The 20,198-nt window shown below is 46.4% G+C and carries 21 protein-coding genes; 13 read left to right on the top strand and 8 right to left on the bottom strand.

Going from position 1 to position 20,198, the window contains the following annotated elements:
- Positions 1–92 precede the first annotated feature (92 nt).
- Positions 93–500, top strand: coding sequence for a hypothetical protein (locus H509_RS0108360; protein WP_028544689.1), 408 nt, complete (start codon positions 93–95; stop codon positions 498–500).
- A gap of 69 nt (positions 501–569) precedes the next feature.
- Here H509_RS0108360 and H509_RS0108355 read toward each other — a convergent pair whose 3' ends face one another.
- A complete protein-coding gene (locus H509_RS0108355; RefSeq protein ID WP_028544688.1) occupies positions 570–1,826 on the bottom strand; it encodes a BaiN/RdsA family NAD(P)/FAD-dependent oxidoreductase in 1,257 nt (418 codons plus the stop codon).
- 195 nt (positions 1,827–2,021) lie between these two features.
- Between H509_RS0108355 and H509_RS0108350 the strand changes: the two genes are divergently transcribed.
- From H509_RS0108350 to H509_RS0108325, 5 genes are all read left to right on the top strand, one after another.
- Entirely contained in the window at positions 2,022–3,731 is a 1,710-nt protein-coding gene (locus H509_RS0108350) for an ATP-binding protein (protein WP_028544687.1), read from the top strand.
- Between the two features lie 63 nt (positions 3,732–3,794).
- Positions 3,795–4,598 carry a hypothetical protein gene (locus H509_RS24675; protein ID WP_051286895.1) on the top strand — a complete coding sequence of 268 codons (804 nt, stop codon included), beginning with the start codon at positions 3,795–3,797 and terminating at the stop codon, positions 4,596–4,598.
- A gap of 284 nt (positions 4,599–4,882) precedes the next feature.
- Positions 4,883–5,317, top strand: coding sequence for a BrxA/BrxB family bacilliredoxin (locus H509_RS0108335; protein WP_028544686.1), 435 nt, complete (start codon positions 4,883–4,885; stop codon positions 5,315–5,317).
- Positions 5,318–5,398: 81 nt separating this feature from the next.
- Positions 5,399–6,208 (top strand): ammonia-dependent NAD(+) synthetase, encoded by an 810-nt coding sequence (gene nadE, locus H509_RS0108330; protein WP_028544685.1) that lies wholly within the window; start codon positions 5,399–5,401, stop codon positions 6,206–6,208.
- Between the two features lie 159 nt (positions 6,209–6,367).
- Positions 6,368–7,186, top strand: coding sequence for a WcbI family polysaccharide biosynthesis putative acetyltransferase (locus H509_RS0108325; protein ID WP_028544684.1), 819 nt, complete (start codon positions 6,368–6,370; stop codon positions 7,184–7,186).
- Between the two features lie 67 nt (positions 7,187–7,253).
- Here the strand turns inward: H509_RS0108325 and H509_RS0108320 are convergent, their stop codons facing one another.
- Together H509_RS0108320 and H509_RS0108315 are read right to left on the bottom strand one after the other, a co-directional pair.
- On the bottom strand, positions 7,254–7,676 hold the full coding sequence (locus H509_RS0108320; RefSeq protein WP_051286894.1) for a hypothetical protein: 423 nt from the start codon (positions 7,674–7,676) through the stop codon (positions 7,254–7,256).
- 200 nt (positions 7,677–7,876) lie between these two features.
- Positions 7,877–8,878 (bottom strand): alpha/beta hydrolase family protein, encoded by a 1,002-nt coding sequence (locus H509_RS0108315; RefSeq protein ID WP_028544682.1) that lies wholly within the window; start codon positions 8,876–8,878, stop codon positions 7,877–7,879.
- 406 nt (positions 8,879–9,284) lie between these two features.
- Here H509_RS0108315 and H509_RS0108310 point away from each other — a divergent pair, with 406 nt between their 5' ends.
- The 3 genes from H509_RS0108310 to H509_RS0108300 are packed head-to-tail and all read left to right on the top strand — an operon-like array spanning position 9,285 to position 11,515.
- Entirely contained in the window at positions 9,285–9,680 is a 396-nt protein-coding gene (locus H509_RS0108310) for a GntR family transcriptional regulator (RefSeq protein ID WP_028544681.1), read from the top strand.
- A complete protein-coding gene (locus H509_RS0108305; RefSeq protein WP_028544680.1) occupies positions 9,667–10,542 on the top strand; it encodes an ABC transporter ATP-binding protein in 876 nt (291 codons plus the stop codon). Before H509_RS0108310 ends, H509_RS0108305 begins: the two co-directional genes overlap by 14 nt.
- Positions 10,532–11,515, top strand: coding sequence for an ABC-2 transporter permease (locus H509_RS0108300; protein WP_028544679.1), 984 nt, complete (start codon positions 10,532–10,534; stop codon positions 11,513–11,515). Before H509_RS0108305 ends, H509_RS0108300 begins: the two co-directional genes overlap by 11 nt.
- A gap of 136 nt (positions 11,516–11,651) precedes the next feature.
- Here the strand turns inward: H509_RS0108300 and H509_RS0108295 are convergent, their stop codons facing one another.
- The 3 genes from H509_RS0108295 to H509_RS27595 form a co-directional block, all read right to left on the bottom strand.
- The gene (locus tag H509_RS0108295; protein ID WP_028544678.1) at positions 11,652–11,843 is read right to left on the bottom strand and encodes a hypothetical protein; all 192 of its coding nucleotides are present in this window, start codon (positions 11,841–11,843) and stop codon (positions 11,652–11,654) included.
- Positions 11,844–12,461: 618 nt separating this feature from the next.
- Positions 12,462–12,665 carry a hypothetical protein gene (locus H509_RS27600; protein WP_157277561.1) on the bottom strand — a complete coding sequence of 68 codons (204 nt, stop codon included), beginning with the start codon at positions 12,663–12,665 and terminating at the stop codon, positions 12,462–12,464.
- A gap of 66 nt (positions 12,666–12,731) precedes the next feature.
- Entirely contained in the window at positions 12,732–12,974 is a 243-nt protein-coding gene (locus H509_RS27595; protein ID WP_157277558.1) for a hypothetical protein, read from the bottom strand.
- 265 nt (positions 12,975–13,239) lie between these two features.
- Here H509_RS27595 and H509_RS0108280 point away from each other — a divergent pair, with 265 nt between their 5' ends.
- The 3 genes from H509_RS0108280 to H509_RS0108270 are packed head-to-tail and all read left to right on the top strand — an operon-like array spanning position 13,240 to position 17,363.
- Positions 13,240–13,686, top strand: a complete 447-nt coding sequence (locus H509_RS0108280; protein ID WP_028544676.1) for a MarR family winged helix-turn-helix transcriptional regulator — start codon at positions 13,240–13,242, stop codon at positions 13,684–13,686.
- A 28-nt stretch (positions 13,687–13,714) separates the two neighbouring features.
- On the top strand, positions 13,715–15,511 hold the full coding sequence (locus tag H509_RS0108275) for an ABC transporter ATP-binding protein (RefSeq protein WP_028544675.1): 1,797 nt from the start codon (positions 13,715–13,717) through the stop codon (positions 15,509–15,511).
- Positions 15,504–17,363: an ABC transporter ATP-binding protein gene (locus tag H509_RS0108270; RefSeq protein WP_028544674.1), complete on the top strand. Its 1,860-nt coding sequence runs from the start codon at positions 15,504–15,506 to the stop codon at positions 17,361–17,363. Before H509_RS0108275 ends, H509_RS0108270 begins: the two co-directional genes overlap by 8 nt.
- Before the next feature lie 210 nt (positions 17,364–17,573).
- On the opposite strand, the gene bioA is transcribed toward H509_RS0108270, so the two are convergent.
- Both bioA and H509_RS0108260 read right to left on the bottom strand, forming a co-directional pair.
- Positions 17,574–18,950 carry an adenosylmethionine--8-amino-7-oxononanoate transaminase gene (gene bioA / locus H509_RS0108265; RefSeq protein ID WP_028544673.1) on the bottom strand — a complete coding sequence of 459 codons (1,377 nt, stop codon included), beginning with the start codon at positions 18,948–18,950 and terminating at the stop codon, positions 17,574–17,576.
- A 221-nt stretch (positions 18,951–19,171) separates the two neighbouring features.
- Positions 19,172–19,393, bottom strand: a complete 222-nt coding sequence (locus H509_RS0108260) for a hypothetical protein (protein ID WP_028544672.1) — start codon at positions 19,391–19,393, stop codon at positions 19,172–19,174.
- A 300-nt stretch (positions 19,394–19,693) separates the two neighbouring features.
- Here H509_RS0108260 and acpS point away from each other — a divergent pair, with 300 nt between their 5' ends.
- Positions 19,694–20,083 (top strand): holo-ACP synthase, encoded by a 390-nt coding sequence (gene acpS, locus H509_RS0108255; protein WP_028544671.1) that lies wholly within the window; start codon positions 19,694–19,696, stop codon positions 20,081–20,083.
- The last annotated feature ends 115 nt before the right edge of the window (positions 20,084–20,198 follow it).

Raw genomic sequence — 20,198 nt, 5'->3', positions numbered from 1 at the left:
GGCCATCGTGAAGATGAACGAGCCACAGCAGCATGATCTTTTCCTGATACGGGTATAGTAACACCATCCAGTATCAAGTAGGAGGGGTTTTCATGCAGCAGGCTGTAATCAGATTTCAATTTAGCGATGCTCACAGCACCGCACTGGCGTATGATACATTGGACGAGTTGGGTTATCATCCCGTCAAGGAGGCTGCGGTTAACCAGCTTCATATTCATGTGGAGAGGCAGGATATTACGTCTGCATTGGAAATCGTCGAGGCGCATGGCGGTCAACTAATAGAGCAAGCTGAGATGACTGAAATGAGTGTTATAAACGATGCCTACGGAATGGACATTATCCCGATACCTGCCCATGTGGTGAATGAAGATTGGATTCATCATGATGCATATGTACAAATTGACCCTAGAGAAGACGATTTGTCCCATCGTGATGAGGAGACGCGAGGTTGGTCAGATGAGGAATCAACGAATCACTTTCAAGGTGGGATTCACCTGTAGCCCCTGTTAACCAATAGAGCCGGAAAGATTCACTTGTTCCGGCTCTCTGCCTATTACTTAAATGGACATCTATTTCGCCGCGCTCATGCCGGCGGTATATCCTGTTACAAATGCGGCTGTAATGTTGTATCCTCCTGTATAGCCGTGGATATCAAGTATTTCACCGCAGAAAAATAGGCCGGCTGTAAGGCGTGATCCCATCGTTTTAGGATCAAGCTCTTTCAGATGGATTCCCCCACCTGTTACAAATGCTTCTTCCAAGGTGCGGGTTCCGCTAGCTTTTAGCGGAAATGCCTTAATATGCTGACACAGGAGCGTCCATGCCTGTTTAGGGACGTGATCAAATGTGATGGATTCGTCAATGTCAGTCATGCTAAGCAGCAACGCAACCATTCGTTCTGGAACGATCTGCTTTAAAATGTTCTTGATCGCTTTTTTAGGTTCTTGCTTCCACAAGGCAAGCGCTTCTTGACTCAGCGCATCAAGTGACAATTGGGGCTTGAGATCGATTGTTAACTGTACGGTCTCGCGGCCGGTGCGTTTACGTTCCTTCACGACGAACTGGCTACAGCGCAGCGCGGCTGGACCAGACAGTCCGAAGTGGGTGAAGATCAAATCACCTTCATGTTCCACTACTTTTTTACCTTTCTCATTCCACACAGCGATGCGGATATCTCGTAATGAGAGCCCTTGCAGCACTCGATCACGAATAAAGGAAGTATTCGACGTTAAGGGAACCTCTGTTGGATATAGCTCTGTTATCGTATGACCAGCAGCTTCCGCCCAAGGATAACCGTCACCTGTTGAGCCTGTGTGCGGAACAGATTTACCACCTGTTGCGATCACCACGGAATCTGCCCGTAGACAAGAGCCGCTCTTTAGTCGGACACCACGGACAGCGTTGTTCTCATAGAGAACTTCTTCAACAGGTTCGTTTGCTCGCAGTACCACGCCAAGTCTGACCGCTTCGCCAATGAGAGCATCCACGACAGTTTTGGCTTTGTCCGACACGGGGAACATGCGCCCGTTGTCCTCTTCTTTTAAAGCTATTCCCAAACGCTCAAAGAAAGAAATGATTAGATCAGGATTAAAATGCTGGAACGCACTATGCAGAAAGCGGCCGTTACCAGGTATGTGACGGATGAGCTCATCGAGCGGCTTGTTGTTTGTAACGTTGCAGCGACCACCACCTGATATGGCCAGCTTGCGCCCTAATTTATCTCCTTTATCAATAAGCAGTACTTTAGCTCCATGCTCGGCAGCTGAGATTGCGGCCATCAGCCCAGAAGGACCGCCTCCAATAACTATAACTTCAGTTTGTTGCATCGTAATCTCCTTTTACGGTAATTCGCCATGATTAATGATTCTTGTCTTATTGTATCCTTGTGTAGATTGAATGCAACCACGGTTTAATAAAAATATACTAAAAGTTAATCGATAACAATTGTTTAACTAGCAGTAGTATGCTTTAATCTAAGCGACAGAGGAAGAAATAACCAATTTAATATGGAGGAGTCGTGTATGTTTGTTGCTTTAAAGGAGACCGTATTGCAAGTTTTTATTGCCTACATACCCGCTTTTTCCTGCCAACTGTATACGATGAAACCAGAGCGTATATCAAAGTCCCATATCAATATAGGAGTTTTTTCATCCTTTTCTGTACTGTTGTGTATGATGTTGTCATTTTACTATTTTGCAGAGACAGCGCAGCCTTTTGATTTTCGGTTAATTCCTTACATGCTAGGTATCCTTTATGGAGGCTATCGTATTGGGGGGCTCGTATCAGCGCTTTATTTTTTTATGCTGCTCGGATTTCCAGAAGCTTATTTTTCATACTCGATATGGAGTGATGCTCTTGTTTATTTAACGCCATTTCTATTTATGTATGTTAATAAATTCGCACATTCGAGCGCCCGACAACGGATGATAATCGTTATGAATTTTGCTTTGCTTGGTATGGCGCTGTATTTCATTCATTATGTATATGTCCTGTGGGAGAGTCGAGTTAAACTAGACATGGACGTATTTTTGTTTATGGCGATGTTTGGTGCGGTGTTTTTGCTGGCAGCGTGTACCGTTGTGCATTTTATAGAGAGTGCGCGCGAAAAGGCTTATTTACAGCAGAGCTACTTATCCATATGGCGGCAATATAGACAGGAGGCACAGAAGCTGCATCAGGTTATTGATGCAACACCATTAGGTGTTATTGCGGTTGATGCCAACGCTCGTATTACGGCTGTTAATCAATCGCTGCTCCACACGCTTCGTCAAATTAATCCACATTATGATGCTTCAAATATAATCGGGCAAGAGTATGGACAATATTTTGCTGACAATCAATTTTGGGAAACGGATAATTTACTAGTATACCGTGTGCTGCGTGGTGAGTCGATGCAAAGCGAAATGCTCACCGTAGGCGAACGGACTTATCTGACGCGTGCGTCATCGATGCGAAATCAGGAGACTGGGGAAATAGTAGGCGCCGTTGGGATGATGCACGACATTACGGAGCTTGTTCAGCTGCGGGCTGAAATGGGCAATATGGAGCGGTTAAGCCTAGTTGGTCAAATGGCGGCTAGCATTACACATGAAATACGTAATCCAATGGCGGTCGTGCGTGGTTTTATTCAGTTGATGAAGCAGAAAAGTCCAGGGCATCTGGAGGATTATTATACGATCGTCATGGAGGAACTGGACCGAGCAAACAGCATCATTAATGACTTTTTGTCGCTTGCGCAAAATCGAATTGTAGAGAAGGAAAGTATTTATTTACATGAGTTAATTATTAATATTTCTCCTCTTTTGTGGGCTGATGCGAACTTGCGCGGACAAGAAATTAAGCTGGAACTTGCAGAGGAACTGCCCCCACTTTTATTAAATCCGAAGGAAATGAAGCAGTTGCTGTTGAACTTGGCTCGCAACGGCATGGAAGCGATGACGGATAAAGGAACGTTAACGATTAGGACTAGGTATTGCAACGGTCATATTGAGCTGCTCGTTCAGGATACCGGAACCGGTATACCAAAAGCGATTGTGGATAAATTGTTCGAGCCTTTTTATACAACGAAAGCAAAGGGTACAGGCTTGGGCCTGCCGCTCTGTTTAAGTATTGTAGAACGGCATGAGGGTGTCATTCGGGTGGAAACGAAGGAAGGTGAAGGAACGACCTTCATAGTAGCTTTTAAAGCTGAGGCTAGCGAGCAGGATACCGTTGCTTCTGCTGCTGTATAACAAGGCAGGTATGGCCCTAATTATGGTAGTATAGAGTCATATATATGTTAGCGGAGGTCAGTCATGGAAGTCATTCAGTTCGGTTCGTTCACATTACAATGGAGTATGCTTGTGCTGCTCGTCAGTCTAATCTTCGGGATCGTGGCGATTGCGTTGCGCCTAAAGATGGAAAATGTACCTGTGAAGCCTTGGACAGAGTGGGCAAGCACTATTTTTGTCTGTATATTGTTAAATGAAAAGTTTGGTTATTTATGGGATTCACCATCCATTATATGGAATCAGACCAAAGCGCTTTTATTTCTAAGCGGCACGTCTATTAATGGCAACATCCTACTAATTATCGGTTTGATAGCTTGGACGATTACCTATATACGTAAACATCAACTCCGTTACGGCTTACTATTGGATGTAGCCGCACATGGCTTGCTGATGGGACTTGCTGTGTATGGATTTATGTATGCCTATTCAGGTGCACCTGCTCCCTACTTGACACCGCTCCCTTTGCCAGCAGTGATGGCGGTTTCACTGCCGCCGTTTGAATCGATTATGAGCTTGCTGCTGCTAGTTGGACTATGGCTGCGCAAGCGGGAACTGGGCAGCTATGCAGATGCCCAGCTAGCGGCACTCGTTGCTGGTGTCATAGGCATGCTGCTATCCTATCTGTTTCCAGATGATAAGCCTATAGTGGGCTTAACTGCGCTACAATGGGTGTCCATTGTTATGCTTGTTGTGGCATACGTCATTACACGTACGCGTGAGCGAGTGGCAGCCGTTTGTGTAGAGGCTGACGTTGTTACGAGCGAAGCTTCTCCGTGGCCTCTTGGGGAACATGAGGCAGCAGATGAAAAGAGCGGTAAAATCGGATAATCCGTCTGTAGCAAGCACATAATAGCTGAGACTATATGACGGAAAGGAGGCTATCTGATATGACACAAGATTCCAAGGAACAACAACAGCAAGCAAATCGCAGCACGAAGGCAAATGGTGGTACAGGTAACAAGAAGCTGAATGGTCCTAACCGTCCATCAACGTAAGTGGAAGTAGTTGGCTTCCTTCTCTTGCTTTTCACTCCTGAGCATGGTTACAATATTACCGATAGGTCACGATGAGGGCGTTCTATCGGATTATATTTTATTTAGGAGTGAATGTGGATGTCAATGTCATTTGAGCAATATATGCAGGATATGGTTCAACCGATGCGTGAGGAATTAACAAGAGCGGGTATTGTCGAACTTCGCACAGCGGCAGAAGTGGAAGAGAAGCTTCCTACAGCAAAAGGCACTTCATTGGTAGTTGTGAACTCGGTGTGCGGCTGCGCGGCTGGTCAATGCCGCCCAGGTGTTCGTAAGGCATTGGAGAATGACGTTACTCCAGATCATTTGTTTACCGTATTTGCTGGTCAAGACAAGGAAGCAACGGCTAAGGCGCGTGAATACTTTGCGCCATATCCACCGTCTTCTCCTTCGATTGCACTGATGAAGGATGGCGAACTGGTCCACTTTATCGAACGTCTCAGCATTGAGAACCGTTCAGCAGAAGAAATTGCCGCAGAATTGTCAGCAGCATTTGATCGTCATTGTCGCTAAGCACAGTTTAGCGCCTACACCCCGCGCATCGTTTGCATGCGCGGGGATTTTTGCACCATGAACATGGAAGGAGTATGACAGATGAGCTTGCAAGAGGAGATTGTAAAGCGTTTTGGTGTGCAGCCTCAGATCAATGAGGCGACAGAAGTACGCAAGCGTGTTGATTTTCTGAAACAGTACGTGAAGCAATCGGGAACGTCTGGTCTGTTAATTGCGATTAGCGGGGGAATTGACAGTGCTGTAGCCGCAGCGCTTTGTAAGCAGGCGACAGATGAATTAGCAGCGGAGAGTGGTCAGCCTTACATGACGCTTGGCGTATTTCAGCCTTACGGTGAACAGGTTGATATTGCAGACAGCTATGCGGTTGCGGAGGCTTTTAAGCTCCAGCATACCGTAGAGACCAACGTACAAGATGCTGTAAACGAAATTGCGCTGGAGACGGAGCAGGCGTTTAAACAGCTAGGCAATTATCGTCATATTAGTATTCCTGGCAAAGGGAATGTGAAAGCACGGATTCGCATGGTGACCCAATATGCGCTTGCATTTGATCTGAATTTGCTTGTAGTAGGTACGGATCATGCCTCTGAGGCATTAACGGGCTTCTACACGAAGTGGGGGGACGGCGCTGTAGATATTACGCCATTATCTTCTCTTAATAAGCGTCAAGTTCGCCAGTTGGCTCGTTATGTTGGCGTACCTGACAGTGTGATCGACAAAGCGCCTACTGCTGGATTGTGGGAGGGTCAAACGGACGAGAAAGAGCTTGGCATTACATACGATGAAAATAGTGATTATTTGGAAGGTAAGCCGGTCAGCGATGAAACACGTGAGAAGATCGAACGTCAATATCGTAAAACGGAGCATAAGCGTTCAGCAATCCCAGGAATCTAGTTAAGTACAAATGGGGGATCGTGCAATCTTCATTCAAATGGAGATTAGCAGATGCCCCATTTCTGTTTTTAGACCGTATATTCCGTACCTCTTATTGCATTCCTCATATAATAATATGAGGAATGCAAGTTGGATCAGCCTTGTAAGAGGAGGTGCAGAATGAAGTCATATATCCTATACTGTAATTGCCATGCCAAGCCGCTGCGTAAATTTTTAGAAACTTCGCTTACTTTTAGTCGAAATTATCAGATGGTAGATATTCCATTTATTCAGGATTGCCCACGTACAGGCTTAGCTCCTGAGTTGCTTCACCGCTGCGACTTGTTTATTTATATGCGCACAAGTGATGCGTTTGGGCCTAATTTATCAACAGATTATTTACTAGGTCAATTGCCACAACACTGCATGCGCATCAGTATAGGCAATAGCTATTTTACCCCTTACTATCCTCAACTTACTGCTAATAACAAGGAGCCGCAATTTGCCTATCCCGATCAAAACATCATTCGAATGCTGCGAGAGGGGAAGAGCAGACAAGAGATTATGAAAATAGTGTCTGATGAGGATTTCTATACAGAGGCTGAGCTAGAGGGGCTGTATGCTGATTTTATGTACAACTTTAGAATAAGAGAGATAGGTTTGGATATTCCGATCGCTCCATTTATAGACAGCTACTATCAGCAACTCCACCTATTTAGTACGATATGTCATCCACGGACTGATATTATAAGAGCAATCGCCAAAAACATACTGCAAGCTATTGGCATTCCCCCCCATGAGGTTGCGCCATATGTCAATGGCGGGGATTTTACGGATTTGATCTCTCCTATTTATCCCTCGGTGATCAAACATTTGAAGCTGCAATTTGCTATAGGCGATGCCCCTATTTATGCGTTAGATTACACGCGGCTTAACTTTGAGCAGTACATGCATCGTTATATCACTTATCACCAGAGCCAACTGGCGATTCGGGAGTAAGGTATAACAAACAGGCTCTCTACCGCTTGAATAAGGAGAGCCTATTTGTCTAGCCCCTATTTTTGTGCTACATCGCTTCCGCGTGTGGAATGTCGGATGTGCCACTCCAAAATAACGCCTCCAGGCGCGGCTTACATCCTGAGCCAACTGGGCACTGCTGATGCAGTAACAGCATTAACTTCGTGCAGGCTTGTTCCAGCATGGCCTCTGTGGACGCGATAACAAGCAGTCCCTTTTCGGGTGAGAAGGTGATCAAAATCTCGTCCTCCGTCAGATCCCGCTTGAGTCGAAAAGGCGAATCCTGATGTTTTAATTGCGCAGTTGTACTTATTTGAATCGTTTCTTTAGGGGACAGTGCTATCTCAATAAAGGGAGTATGAGAAATACGGACAGCATTAAATGTAAGCGTTGTCAATGTGTGCTGCAATTTATGAATAATAGTGGAAATACGTCCTGCTAATGGGGACGCGGCAATAATCGTCATGCCCATCGTGACTCCTCCTCGCTTTCTGCCTGCTTGCTTGAGCGGCCTCTTCTTCCTGATCACCATGTGATAGGTAAACATAAGATTATCCGTATAATAACAGATTACATCAGAACCACAAGCGACAGATTTGTGACGGGACGAGGGATGAGTATTGATGGCAAGGGGCCGAGGTTTGGCCCCCTATATGCCAGATAACACCAGACTTACATCTGCAATTGCTCATGCGTCTGCAACTGCTCACGTATCCATGTGGCCGTGGTCTGTATAGCATCGTCCAATGCCTCTGTTGCGCCTACAAAAGGATGAACCGTATTAAACGTATGTCCGGCGTGCGGGACCGTATGCCAGCTTGCGCGGACATAACGTTCTACAAGTTGAGCAGAGCCGTCACGGAAGCCTGGCAGATCATCAGAGCCTTGGACGAGCAGCAGCGGGAAGGAGGCACTGGATATACGGCCGATCAAGTCGTACCGTGCTTGGTGCAGCTCCAAATCGTGCAGCAAGACGGCATCCAGAGGAAGTGCTTCACCAGTTCGCGCGTTTAGAACTTGTGAGCGTCCAGTGCGGCGTAGTTCTTCTTTTTGGGAATCGGAATAAATATCCATATTCGTAACCCCATTCCATGATATGACACCCGTCAGTTCGGTTGGATGATCGAGCGCATACAGGATAGCTGTTGCGCCTCCCCGGCTGTGGCCCAGAACGAATAGAGGGACATCATTGAACGAGGTTGCCGTACGATGTGCCAAAGGGGATGCTAGGGACGGATTGCTTTGTTTGGTCGTTGCAATGGTTTCCTGTTCGAAATGCAGGTGTGATGCAGTCGCTTCCGCTTTGGCTTGCTCAAGTGAGCTGTAAAATTGGTCAGTACGAATGAGGTTTAAAAGCGCTGTTAAGTCCTCTTGCTCACGTGTATACGAATTAACGGCAAATTTCTCAGGTTCGCTAAAGGTCAGTAAATCACTACCAATGCCGTTATGGGAAAAATTAAAGCATACCGTTGTTAGACCCGTCTTCTCAGCGAGCTGTGCTGCGGCATAAGGAAAGAATCCCCAGTCTTTAAACCCTTTAAAACCATGACAGATGACGAGCACGCCCGATTGTGGAGCAGCCCCCGAGCTTAAATGGGGTATATGAACGTCTCCTCTAATTACGCTGACGAGCGGCTTTTCGCGATTCATATCAAGCTGAAAAGAATATCGCATAATAAACTCCTCCTTAAGCGTGTTGTGAACAGCTATTAGCGTAAACGTGATGATTACGAAGATTGTAACACAGTTGTGGGCAAGCAACCCCTTTTAAATAGATGAAGCATAGAAATTGACAACAGCAAACGCTACATGTATTATGTGTATTAAGTGTACTAGTTGATATAGTACACTATCTTGCGGATAAGGAAGTGGCTCGTTGCTTCAGTAGCTTCAAGAGCTAGACAGATCCTGCTTGTAGACGGGAAGGTAGGGTCAAGCTGGGAATCGTTTAAAGAGTAAGGCCAGTCAGTATCTGTTTGTACGAATGTAATGGAAACATTATGTGCAGGAGCAAGTAATGAATAGTTGGTAGTCAAGGGATACGTAAAAGGTACAGTAAGTGTAAGAGAGGAGGTAGCGCATGATTCGTCTTCAAGAGCGTGGCACAACCCCTATCTATGAGCAGATTGTCGAACAGATGAAGGCACTGATTGCCAAAGGAGCGATGAGGACAGGGGAGAAAGTGCCTTCTGTTAGGGAGCTGTCCTCAACGCTGCTCATTAATCCGAATACGGTTAGTAAAGCCTATCAGGAGCTAGAGCGTCAGGGGGTCATTCAGACGATACGAGGAAAAGGTACTTTTGTGGCAGAGCCAGATGCTCCACGTATGGCCGTTGAGCGGAATGAGGCGTTACAGGAAGAGGTGCGGCGCTTAGCGGTGGAAGCCAAGCATCTCGGGTTAAAGAGAGAACAATTTGTAGAGATGATTACGCGGGAATGTGATTTTTTATGGGGGGATGGACATGCTGCGGATTGAATCCGTACATAAGAAGATTGACGATAAGCAGGTGCTGTCCGGTGTGTCGTTGTGTATTCAACCAGGTACGATTATCGGCTTGATCGGGCGGAACGGAACCGGCAAGACTACCTTGATGCGGACGATTGTTGGTATTTATGATCCAGATCAAGGCCAGGTGATGATCGATGACATCAACGTACATAAGCGTGCACAATCGAAAAAAGATGTTGTGTTTATTCCGGATTCACCAGTAGCTTTAGAAGGGTACACGCTCCAGCAGTGTGCTCAATTGTTCGGTCGTATTTATCCGAACTTCGACGGCTTTTTCTTTCTTGAAGCGATGGAACGGTTCCAATTGCCCGTTGGCAAGCCGGTGCGCTCCTTATCAAAAGGGATGAAGATGCTCTTTAGTACCGCACTGGGGCTTGCGACCCGTGCCCGTGTAATTATGCTTGATGAGCCGACAAATGGAGTTGATGCGGTCGCCAAGAAGCATTTGCTAGCGCTCATTATGGAATCGGTCACACCAGACAGCGCTATTTTGATCTCGTCTCATATGCTCCATGAGTTGGACCGGATCGCAGATACAGTCGTACTGCTGCGCGACGGTCGGACTGATGAACAGTGGACACTTGAGGACTTGCGCAGTCAAGTACGCAAGCTGCAAGTTGTGTTCGCCGAGCAAGAGCCTCCGGCTTGGCTTCAGCAGGAGCAAGTCCACGTGCTTCAACAGGTAGGGCGTGTTTTTACCGTGCTTATCGAGTCGGAACAATTGTACGGCACATTGCGGCAGCAAGATACGCTGTTAATCGAGGAGCTTCCGCTCACATTGGAAGATTGGTTCAGTTGGAAGTCGGGAGGTGACGGTGATGTGGCTTAGATGGTTTCCCTCGGGGCTGTGGGCAAAGGAACTGCGACAGGTTAGGCTCATGATGTGGGCGATGCTGGTGATGGGGCTGTTTGTATTGCCGATTCCACATATGAACAAATGGATGTTAGACTCCTCTGATCGTGTGGAGGATGCACTAATATTTATACAAGAACATGGAATGTATTATAATGAATACAGCCTCATTAGTCTCCGGATTATATTATGTTTGTTAGCTGCGATACTAGCTATTTGGCAGCTTGGGTTTGAACGACGCTCTGGTATTCAAGAGTTTACATTTTCTCTACCTTACTCACGCCTGCACATTTTCACAACAAAGTTTCTAGTAGGGATGAGCTTTATTACGATGGCGGTGCTCGTTAACGTCGTCATTGATGTTGTTGTGCTTTACAACACAGTTGCCGAGCCTTACGTACAATGGGATCATTACACCAACAATGTTGTCGTCTGTTTACTTGTGGTGTATTCTGCATATGCAGTATCCTTGTTTATCGGCACCATTAGCGGGAGTTGGGTGTCTCAGCTTGTTTTTTCCTTTATTATGCTGCTCTTACCCTATTTTTTAGTTTTACAGTTTAGAAAGCTGATATCTGCGTTTAGCATTTTTCATGACAGCTATTATCAAATTGAAAATTTGTTGCCGGATACCAATCAGTGGTTGAATGGTTATCATGGCAATTACAGTTGGTTCAACCTGCTGTTGCTAACCGTACTCGCATTTGCGGGAGGTTTATACGCCTACTCCAGAAGTCGAGCCGAAAACAATGGCAAACTTGTTATTTTCCCAGTATGGGAAACGGTGCTTAAGATTGGCTTTACGTTATGTGTCGCACTGCTTGGCGGCTCATTCTGCTACGAGAGCATTTACCAAGGACGGATTGGGTATACCATCGGTTTCCTAGTAGCGGGGCTGATAGGTTATGTTCTGATTAGGACATTATCACGTATGAAAATAAAACTGTAAGTGAATTGACAGGGCTGGCCGAAAAGTCTCAAACTAAAAAAGTTGGGCAGAAAAACGTCATGTTTTCCGTCCAACTTTTTTGGTTCTTATGCTTCTGCCTAAAATGGTGAACCGGATGCCCGCCGCCTTCAACTGGTTATCGTTTGCCATCTGCATATTGTAGACCGGTTTCAATTGACCCTTTTCCATGTGATCTTACTTCATAAGCATAAATCCGCATATCCGCATAAACGTAGCGCTCCAAATCCACAATCATCTGAGCTTGTTTGTTGTCATGGGGCTTAATGGTAGGTGCGAGTAGGTGTTTGTTAACAGGGTGTTCTTCCATTGCCCCTAGAGGAAGTGTCCACTGTATAGTATGCGGTTCTCTAGTAGTTATTTGATTACGTATAAAAACCGTCCTTTGTGAAATGTTAGTGTCGTAACTTCCATTTTGCAGGAATAGGGTTTCTACGTATCCATTCGTTAAATTTCTACTCGCACACGCTATCCATCGTCTACCTATCTGTAACGAGCTAGGGCGATGCGCTCACATCTAAACTACTAATTTTCAAACCAAACAAAATATTTCATAATGAAACAATATGTCGATGTACAGTTCGCGCCGATCATCGGTATGATGGTGCGGTAGTGGCGCGGAATACGTGACCGGACGAGAGATCCGTTATGGGGTAGATGTAAAAATTATTTGGCCCCTTAGCGGACAGGAGGTACGCTAATTGCGTATTTCGTCCCCGTTTGGCGGTAGTTTGGAGGCAATAGCGAATATCCTGTCCGGTAGCTACCCCAAAAGCGTGTTTTTACCGCACATAACGGATCTTCTGTCCACCAAAGTCAGCCTATTCAACCAGCTATCATCGCTCTCTGCGCTCTACTCTATCGTTTTTTATTTCTTAATGCGAATGTAGCGGCTACTCGGGCACACGAACCGATCAACGTGTCCTTCCTACGTCCAGTTTGAGGCATGTCCAATGTCCTTTTCGTAACGACGTGTCTTCTCCTCCATATAGCTGTGGTAAGACAGGAGCGCATCAAAACGCTGTACTTTGTCTTCCCCTACCGCATACAAATCATTTTCCTCCCTGCCATAGCCCGCGTCGGCTAGCACCGTCTTGGGCATCGGCAAAGCAGATGCGGCCAGGCGCTTCATAATGGGCGGATGAAGCAGCGTGTATCGGTAAGGCGTTGGTGCAGGTTGTAGGACAGAATGAACTGGTTATCGTTTGCCATCTGCACATTGTAGACCGGTTTCAATTGACCGTTTTCCATGTGATCTTCCTTTATAAGCATAAATCCGCATATCCGCATAAACGTAGCGCTCCAAATCCACAATCATCTGAGGTTGTTTGTTGTCATGGGGCTTAATGGTAGGTGCGAGTAAGTGTTTGTTAACAGATTGTTCTTCCATTGCTCCTAGAGGAAGTGTCCACTGTATAGTATACGTTTCTCTAGTAGTCATTTGATTACGTATAAAAACCGTCCTTTGTGAAATGTTAGTGTCGTAACTTCCATATCACAAGAAAACACAGTTTTTTGTGCTTATTTATGACACTCAACAAAAATGGGGGGGGCCGTAGTCAAGTCAGTTTAGACTGACTTTCTGGACATCCCCTTTTCTGTTTATTCGAAGTATGCTTCTTCATAGTTTGGAATGGAAGATTGACAGGGAACAAAATGAGGTCTACCTTATTAATTAGTCGACTAAATAATAAGGGGCTATAGGTATGGATATATATCAATCGGAATCATTGACGCATGTCATGATACAGGTCATGAAGCTGCACCGACGCACATTACATGATTTGACCCAGGATGTGGAGGTTTATCCGGGGCAGCCGCCGTTGTTGTTCCGTCTTGCAGAAGAAGATGGGCAGAGCCAGAATGAACTGGCGCACAAGCTGCGTGTACAGCCGGCAACCTTAACCGTTATGATTACGCGGATGGAGAAGACGGGGCTTGTGGAACGGAGACAAGATGAGCAGGACCATCGTTTGTCACGTGTATTTTTGACGGACAAAGGTCGCCATGCCGCTGGTGTGCTAACGGAGACGTTACAGACGTTGGAGCATCAATGTTTTGAAGGTTTTGTGCCGGAAGAGAAACTTCTATTTCGACGGATGCTGCTTCATATGTACGACAATCTGAATCGAATAGAGAAGGAAGTTCGTTAGTCGGCTTTATAATTAGAGGAGTGTCGGGATGATTCGTTTAATTCGTTATTTAAAACCTTATTGGGCAGCGGCAATATTAGCGCCTTTATTTATGGTTCTGGAAGTAGGCATGGATTTGTTGCAGCCGCAGTTAATGGCATCGATCGTGAATGAGGGTGTGATGAAAGGGGATGTACAACATATTTGGCACGTCGGGGCGATAATGATTGGTGTTGCTCTGGTGGGATTGATCGGGGGTGCTGGGTGCACCGTATTTTCAAGCAAAGCTGCACAGAACTTCGGCGCAGATTTACGGTATGATCTGTTTCGCCACATCCAAACGTTCTCGTTCCGTGATTTGGATCGTGTGACGACGGGGTCGTTGATCACCCGTCTGACGAGCGATATTGTGCAGGTGCAAAATATGGTACAAATCGCATTAAGAATTATGGTTCGTTCGCCGTTGATGCTGCTTGGCAGCATTATGATGGCGGTGATCATTAGCCCACGATTGTCACTTGTGTTAGCCATTACGATTCCATTGTTGTTAAGCGCCTTACTAATATTGATGAGACTGTCCATCCCGATGTTTGGTAAGATGCAGCATAAGCTGGATCGGGTAAATACGGTGCTGCAAGAAAATTTGTCCGGCATTCGGGTGGTGAAGGCTTTTGTTCGCTCAGACTATGAAGAAGCGCGGTTTGAGAAGGCGAACCAACACTATTTTGAGCATGCTTTAAAGGCGTTTCGAACGATTGCTCTTCATATGCCCCTTATGATGCTAGTGCTTAATACGAGTATTGTAGCGGTGCTATGGTATGGTGGCGCACAAACATGGAATGGAGCTATTAATGTAGGCCAATTAATTGCTTATTTGAATTACATGACTCAAATTCTGTTTTCTTTGCTGTCCATCGGATCAATGATTATGAACATTTCCCGAGCTAAAGCTTCCGCAGACCGCATTAAAGAAGTGCTGAACACAGTTCCTGACACGGTGGAGGACATGGTGGACACGACACACACAGTAGAGGACATAGTGGACATGTCAGACACGGTAGTTACAAGCAATCCACGGGAGGAAGGCGTGCTAAAGGGTCGGATTTCATTTGAACATGTTTCCTTTGCTTATGATGAGGGGATGCAGGCGCAAATACTAAACGATATTCATTTTCAGGTGGAAGCAGGTCAGACCGTAGCAATTATAGGAGCTACTGGATCAGGAAAGTCGTCTCTTGTCCATCTAATTCCAAGATTGTATGAGCCAACTTCTGGCCGTGTACTTATTGATGGTCACAATATAAAGGATATGGATATTTATGAGCTGCGCCGCAGAGTAGGGATGGTGCTACAGCAAGCTTTGTTGTTTAGCGGCACGATCAGGGACAATATACGCTATGGCATGCCAGAAGCTTCTCAAGCGGAAGTGGAGGATGCAGCGCGTGCAGCCGAAGCGCATACATTTATCGAACGACTGCCAGCCGGTTACGATACGGTTGTCGGCCAGCGGGGCGTCAATTTATCAGGTGGTCAGAAGCAGCGGATATCGCTCGCACGAACGCTGCTTGCCAAGCCTGATATTTTAATACTGGATGACAGCACAAGTGCTGTCGATTTAAAGACGGAAGCGCGTATTCAGCAGGCATTGCGTGAACGAATGCGCCACCGTACATCTATCGTAATTGCGCAACGTATCTCTTCTATTGTAGCAGCGGACAGCATTATCGTGCTTGAGAATGGACAAATTGCGGCACAGGGGACGCATGATGAGTTGATACGAACGAGTCTCTTGTATCGAGATATTGTTGAATCCCAGCTCAGAAAGGAGGACGTATTACATGGCTGAAGCAACATCAGGGCACGGAACTACTTCACAAGCAAAGCCCCCGAAGGAATTGCCAGCAGCAGCTGGCTTTGGCGGCCGCCGTCCCGTTGGGCCTGTACCAAAGGAACGGGCTAAACATACAAGTGCTACATTAAAGCGGCTGTGGGGTTATTTAAGTAGACAGCGGTCTAGTTTAACGTGGATCATTATTTTGGCTGTAGCTAGCTCAGGCCTTGCTTTAATTGCCCCTTATTTGTTAGGAAGAGCAGTTGACCGTCATATTATCCCACAGGATGCGGAAGGGCTGTTTCAGCTCTGCCTTGTTTTGCTGCTTATATATGTTTGCAGCAGCGTAATGTCATGGCTCCAGACGTACCTGATGGCGGGCTTGTCCCAACAAACGGTGTTAGAGCTGCGCAGAGACTTGTTTCACCATATGCAGCAGCTGCCGTTAGGTTACTTTGACCGCACGCCGCATGGGGAATTAATGAGTCGAACGACAAATGATATTGAGAATCTGTCCAATACGTTAAACCAGAGCCTCATTCAAATGATTTCAAGTGCTGTCACTATTATCGGGGCCATCAGCTTTATGTTGTACTTAAACGTCTGGCTAACAATGGTTAGTCTGATTACGATTCCGCTTGTAACGGTTGCAACGAAGAAGATTGCGGTACGTACCCGTAAACATTTTAAAGGCCAGCAAGAGAGCTTGGGGCAATTAAATGGTTATATCGAGGAAACAATTTCGGGACAGAAGGTCGTTAAGCTGTTTCGCAGGGAAGGGCGCTCTGCCGAGGAATTTAAAGTTATGAACGAGCGGCTTCGTCAGGCAGGCACGAGAGCACAAATTTTGTCTGGCATGATGGGACCTGTTATGAATATGATGAGCCACCTTACGTATATCGTAATCGCTGTCGTTGGGGGCTGGATGGCTTTTTCAGGATGGACACGTGTGGGTGTTATCGTTAGCTTTCTTAATTATTCCAGGCAGTTAAGTGGTCCGATAAATGAACTGGCAAATCAATATAACATGATTCAATCCGGTATTGCAGGTGCTGAACGTGTTTTTGAGGTTATGGATACAAAGTCTGAGTTTAATGCAGAGTTAAAGCATGAATCGATTGGTCGCGTAGCCGGTCACGTTCAATTTAATGAAGTAAGTTTTGGTTACAATCCAGAACAGCCTATTCTGAAGCGAGTAACGTTTTCGGCTAAGCCAGGTGAGATGATTGCGCTTGTGGGCCCTACTGGTGCAGGGAAAACAACGATTATGAACTTGCTGACACGGTTTTACGATATCGATCAGGGTACGATTCGGATTGATGGCCAAAACATTGGCCTTGCTGACAAGCGGAGCTTGCGAAGTCAGCTCGGCATTGTGCTACAGGATGCGCATGTATTCACCGACTCGATTCGAAACAATATTCGTTATGGCAAGTTAGATGCTACAGATGAGGAAGTGGAGGCCGCAGCAAAGCTGGCTAATGCACACGAATTTATTAAGAAGCTTCCACACGGATATGATTCTATGCTTAACGGGAGTGGAGGAAGTCTGAGTCAGGGGCAACGGCAATTGCTGACGATAGCACGTGCTATTTTGGCTGACCCTGCAATACTCATTTTGGATGAGGCTACGAGCAGTGTGGACACAAGAACGGAATTGCATATTCAAGCTGCCATGCACACGTTGATGAAAGGACGAACCAGCTTTGTTATTGCTCATCGTCTCAGCACGATTCGTAATGCGGACATGATTCTTGTTATTAACGATGGTGAGGTCATGGAGCGTGGTTCGCATGACGAACTGATCGAGAAGAGAGGGTTCTATTACGAATTGACCATGAGCGAGGATCGAGAAGAGGCGGGTTAAGCACTGTATTTCATTATCCGTTATCGGATGTATATTCTTTAACGAACAAGCCCTCCGTTACTTCGGAGGGCTGTTGGCGCAAACGATAATAAGCGGCACGAAGTACATTTGAACAGCAGCCCACAGCAGGGGAATTTACAACTACAATAAAGCATCTGAAATGATAGTTGTTCTATACATGAGAGGGCTTTGCACTAGCTGTTGGTGCTGCTATTCAGACAGCCTCAATACACGTCGCAGCACGCGTATTGTACGCGTGACGATATCGCGTACGTCGTCTGCCGTGGTGCATAGCGGCAGCCAAAAGTACAGCGTATCGCCGAGCGGGCGGAGGATGAGTCCCTCCTCGAAGCCCGCAGCGTAAGCCGCCGCCCCGATTCGTTGTTCGGGGCGAAAAGGCAGGCGGCGTTCGGCATCCTCGTAGAGGTCGAACGCCGCTACTAGGCCGAGCTGCCGCACATCTGCCACGTGCGGCAGCTTGGCCAAGCCGGAATCGCCGAGCGCAGCGGCGAGCGCGGCGATGGTGTCCTGCGCCTGTTCGAGGACATGCTCTTCCTCGAACAGGCGCAGACTTTCCAGGGCCACGGCGCAGGCAACAGGGTTGCCCGTGAAGCTGTGGCCGTGGAAAAAGGTTTTCTGCGCCGCATAGTCGTCGTAGAACGCAGCGTAAATCTCATCGGTGCTGAGTGTTGCAGCAAGCGGCATCACTCCTGCGGTAAGCCCCTTGCTTAAGCACATCAAATCAGGGCTTACGCTTGCGTGCTCACAGGCAAACATTTTGCCTGTCCGTCCAAAGCCAGTTGCGACTTCATCGGCAATGAGATGCACGTTAAATGCCGTGCATAATTCTCGAAGTCCCTGCATATACGCAGCAGGCGTCATTATCATGCCGCCAGCGCCCATCAGCATCGGCTCCACGATGATCGCAGCGATCGTGTCGCTTTCTTTTGCGAACAGCTCACGCAGGTGAGCAAGCGCTATTTCGGCAATTTCATGGGCACTGCGTGAAGCTGTTCGGTCTACTTGCCTCAAATCCGGCGCAGGCACGCAGTGCGCATGGAAGAGCAGCGGCTTAAACAGTTCATGGTATAGTGCTACACCGCCTACGCTGACGGCTCCTAACGTATCGCCATGATAGCTGCCCTCCAAATACACAAATTTTGTTTTTTGGGGTTTTCCAAGCTGCTGCCAATATTGAAACGACATCTTTAGTGCAACTTCTACAGCTGTGGAGCCGTTGTCTGAATAAAACACTTTATTTAACCCTGTTGGTGTGATCTGCACAAGCCGTTCGGCCAGTTCAATGCCTGGAGCATGAGTGAGGCCACTAAACATAATATGATCGAAAGCATCCAATTGACGGGCAATTGCAGCTTTAATACGGGGGTGACCGTGGCCATGCAGGTTGCACCACCAAGATGAGACGGTATCGTAATATTGACGGCCATCGGCGTCGTACAAGTATAAGCCTTGTGCTCTCTCGATCAGCAGGTGGTGTCGATCTTCATACTCTTTCATTTGTGTAAAGGGATGCCAGACATATGTACGATCTTTAAGTAACAATTCCTTATGGTATACGGGATTCATCATATCAATTCCCTTCTCATTAATGTTAACCCATTTTTTGTTTATAAGGTTAACATTATAAAGTGCAGATCGCAATAGGAAGTCCGCCGCTACACAAAAACAAGGGGGCAAAAGCCCCCTTGTTTCAAAAGCCGTTTGGAATGTTCAGGAGTGTCTCCAAGCACGAACGTATGGTGCTGGTCTTGTAGCTTCGATACTGCGTGCAGAGAAGCTTGGGATCATCAGATTAGGTCAATAGCCAGAACTTTGTTGAGTGGAATATATACCGCGTTGCCGTTGTTTCTTGAAATAAGAACGGAACCACTCTGAATACCAAGGAATATGCCTTCGTGTGATGTGCTGTCAAAGTGAACCCGAATACGAGTACCGATTGAAATTCGGTGAAGTAAGCCTGCAATCCCGTTGTTACCACCATTGTAGCCGTAGTAGTTGTAACCTGACATCTCTCATACCTCCATCTTTAAGAAGATACTATAATGTATTCTATGAATCTTGTTTTGACTAGATAGATGGCTCAGGAGAAACGTTGATTTTAAGAGAGTGCTAGCCACTATGGAAAGGAAAACTAGGCAGATGTAATGTCTCGTGAAGCTGTTGAGTACATAAAGGGACAATATTAATTTGCAAATCGAATATGCACATAAGATAATGAAAAAACTTATTATGTTGTTTTCAGGTAAATAATAAGTTTATATAGATGCTGTTTATACGGAAGGGACTATAGAAAGAGAGGAAAAAGCCTCGTGATATATGGAGTCGGACATGATGTGCTGAATATGGAGAGAATTAGCCGAATTGTAGAGGGACATAGTAAAGACCGCTTTCTGCATCGAATATTAACAGCTAATGAACGACAAGCACTGGAGCAGCGCGAAGCTCGTAGTGTGGAATGGGTGGCTGGAAGGTTTGCGGTGAAGGAAGCTGTAGTGAAAGCATTTGGCTGCGGCATCGGCAAGCAGATTGGCTTTCAAGATGTTGAGGTGCTGCCTGATCCACTTGGCAAGCCGCATGCGATACTAAGTGAAGCTGCTTGGGAGCGGCTTGGCCTTGCATCAAGCGCGATGCGCATTCACGTCAGCATTTCTCACCAGCCTGGCATGGCTTCAGCGTTTTGCGTGGTTGAGTTAGTATAAGGCTATTGAGCGATGATAGCAGACAGCGTTTGTAGGGAACCTGCATGATGTGAGCCAATGCAGGTGCATCGTCTCGGGTACTCCAGAAGGTATGCATTATCAAAGCAAAGGACGT

Source organism: Paenibacillus taiwanensis DSM 18679 (assembly GCF_000425125.1).
In the GTDB taxonomy this organism is placed as follows: domain Bacteria; phylum Bacillota; class Bacilli; order Paenibacillales; family Paenibacillaceae; genus Paenibacillus_B; species Paenibacillus_B taiwanensis.
The sequence above is the reverse complement of the archived record's forward strand: the minus strand, read 5'-3'. Positions and strand labels throughout refer to the sequence as shown.

What these genes read in the sequence shown, in the direction of transcription:
- H509_RS0108260 (WP_028544672.1), bottom strand. Translation starts at nt 19,393, where the DNA reads ATGTCAGGTTACAACTACTACGGCTACAATGGTGGTAACAACGGGATT.
- H509_RS0108320 (WP_051286894.1), bottom strand. Translation starts at nt 7,676, where the DNA reads ATGGGCATGACGATTATTGCCGCGTCCCCATTAGCAGGACGTATTTCC.
- H509_RS0108300 (WP_028544679.1), top strand. Translation starts at nt 10,532, where the DNA reads ATGTGGCTTAGATGGTTTCCCTCGGGGCTGTGGGCAAAGGAACTGCGA.
- H509_RS0108280 (WP_028544676.1), top strand. Translation starts at nt 13,240, where the DNA reads ATGGATATATATCAATCGGAATCATTGACGCATGTCATGATACAGGTC.
- H509_RS0108325 (WP_028544684.1), top strand. Translation starts at nt 6,368, where the DNA reads ATGAAGTCATATATCCTATACTGTAATTGCCATGCCAAGCCGCTGCGT.
- bioA (WP_028544673.1), bottom strand. Translation starts at nt 18,950, where the DNA reads ATGAATCCCGTATACCATAAGGAATTGTTACTTAAAGATCGTACATAT.
- H509_RS27600 (WP_157277561.1), bottom strand. Translation starts at nt 12,665, where the DNA reads ATGAAGCGCCTGGCCGCATCTGCTTTGCCGATGCCCAAGACGGTGCTA.
- H509_RS27595 (WP_157277558.1), bottom strand. Translation starts at nt 12,974, where the DNA reads ATGACTACTAGAGAAACGTATACTATACAGTGGACACTTCCTCTAGGA.
- H509_RS0108310 (WP_028544681.1), top strand. Translation starts at nt 9,285, where the DNA reads ATGATTCGTCTTCAAGAGCGTGGCACAACCCCTATCTATGAGCAGATT.
- H509_RS0108270 (WP_028544674.1), top strand. Translation starts at nt 15,504, where the DNA reads ATGGCTGAAGCAACATCAGGGCACGGAACTACTTCACAAGCAAAGCCC.
- H509_RS0108275 (WP_028544675.1), top strand. Translation starts at nt 13,715, where the DNA reads ATGATTCGTTTAATTCGTTATTTAAAACCTTATTGGGCAGCGGCAATA.
- nadE (WP_028544685.1), top strand. Translation starts at nt 5,399, where the DNA reads ATGAGCTTGCAAGAGGAGATTGTAAAGCGTTTTGGTGTGCAGCCTCAG.
- H509_RS0108360 (WP_028544689.1), top strand. Translation starts at nt 93, where the DNA reads ATGCAGCAGGCTGTAATCAGATTTCAATTTAGCGATGCTCACAGCACC.
- H509_RS0108305 (WP_028544680.1), top strand. Translation starts at nt 9,667, where the DNA reads ATGCTGCGGATTGAATCCGTACATAAGAAGATTGACGATAAGCAGGTG.
- H509_RS24675 (WP_051286895.1), top strand. Translation starts at nt 3,795, where the DNA reads ATGGAAGTCATTCAGTTCGGTTCGTTCACATTACAATGGAGTATGCTT.
- H509_RS0108335 (WP_028544686.1), top strand. Translation starts at nt 4,883, where the DNA reads ATGTCAATGTCATTTGAGCAATATATGCAGGATATGGTTCAACCGATG.
- H509_RS0108355 (WP_028544688.1), bottom strand. Translation starts at nt 1,826, where the DNA reads ATGCAACAAACTGAAGTTATAGTTATTGGAGGCGGTCCTTCTGGGCTG.
- H509_RS0108350 (WP_028544687.1), top strand. Translation starts at nt 2,022, where the DNA reads ATGTTTGTTGCTTTAAAGGAGACCGTATTGCAAGTTTTTATTGCCTAC.
- H509_RS0108295 (WP_028544678.1), bottom strand. Translation starts at nt 11,843, where the DNA reads ATGGAAGAACACCCTGTTAACAAACACCTACTCGCACCTACCATTAAG.
- H509_RS0108315 (WP_028544682.1), bottom strand. Translation starts at nt 8,878, where the DNA reads ATGCGATATTCTTTTCAGCTTGATATGAATCGCGAAAAGCCGCTCGTC.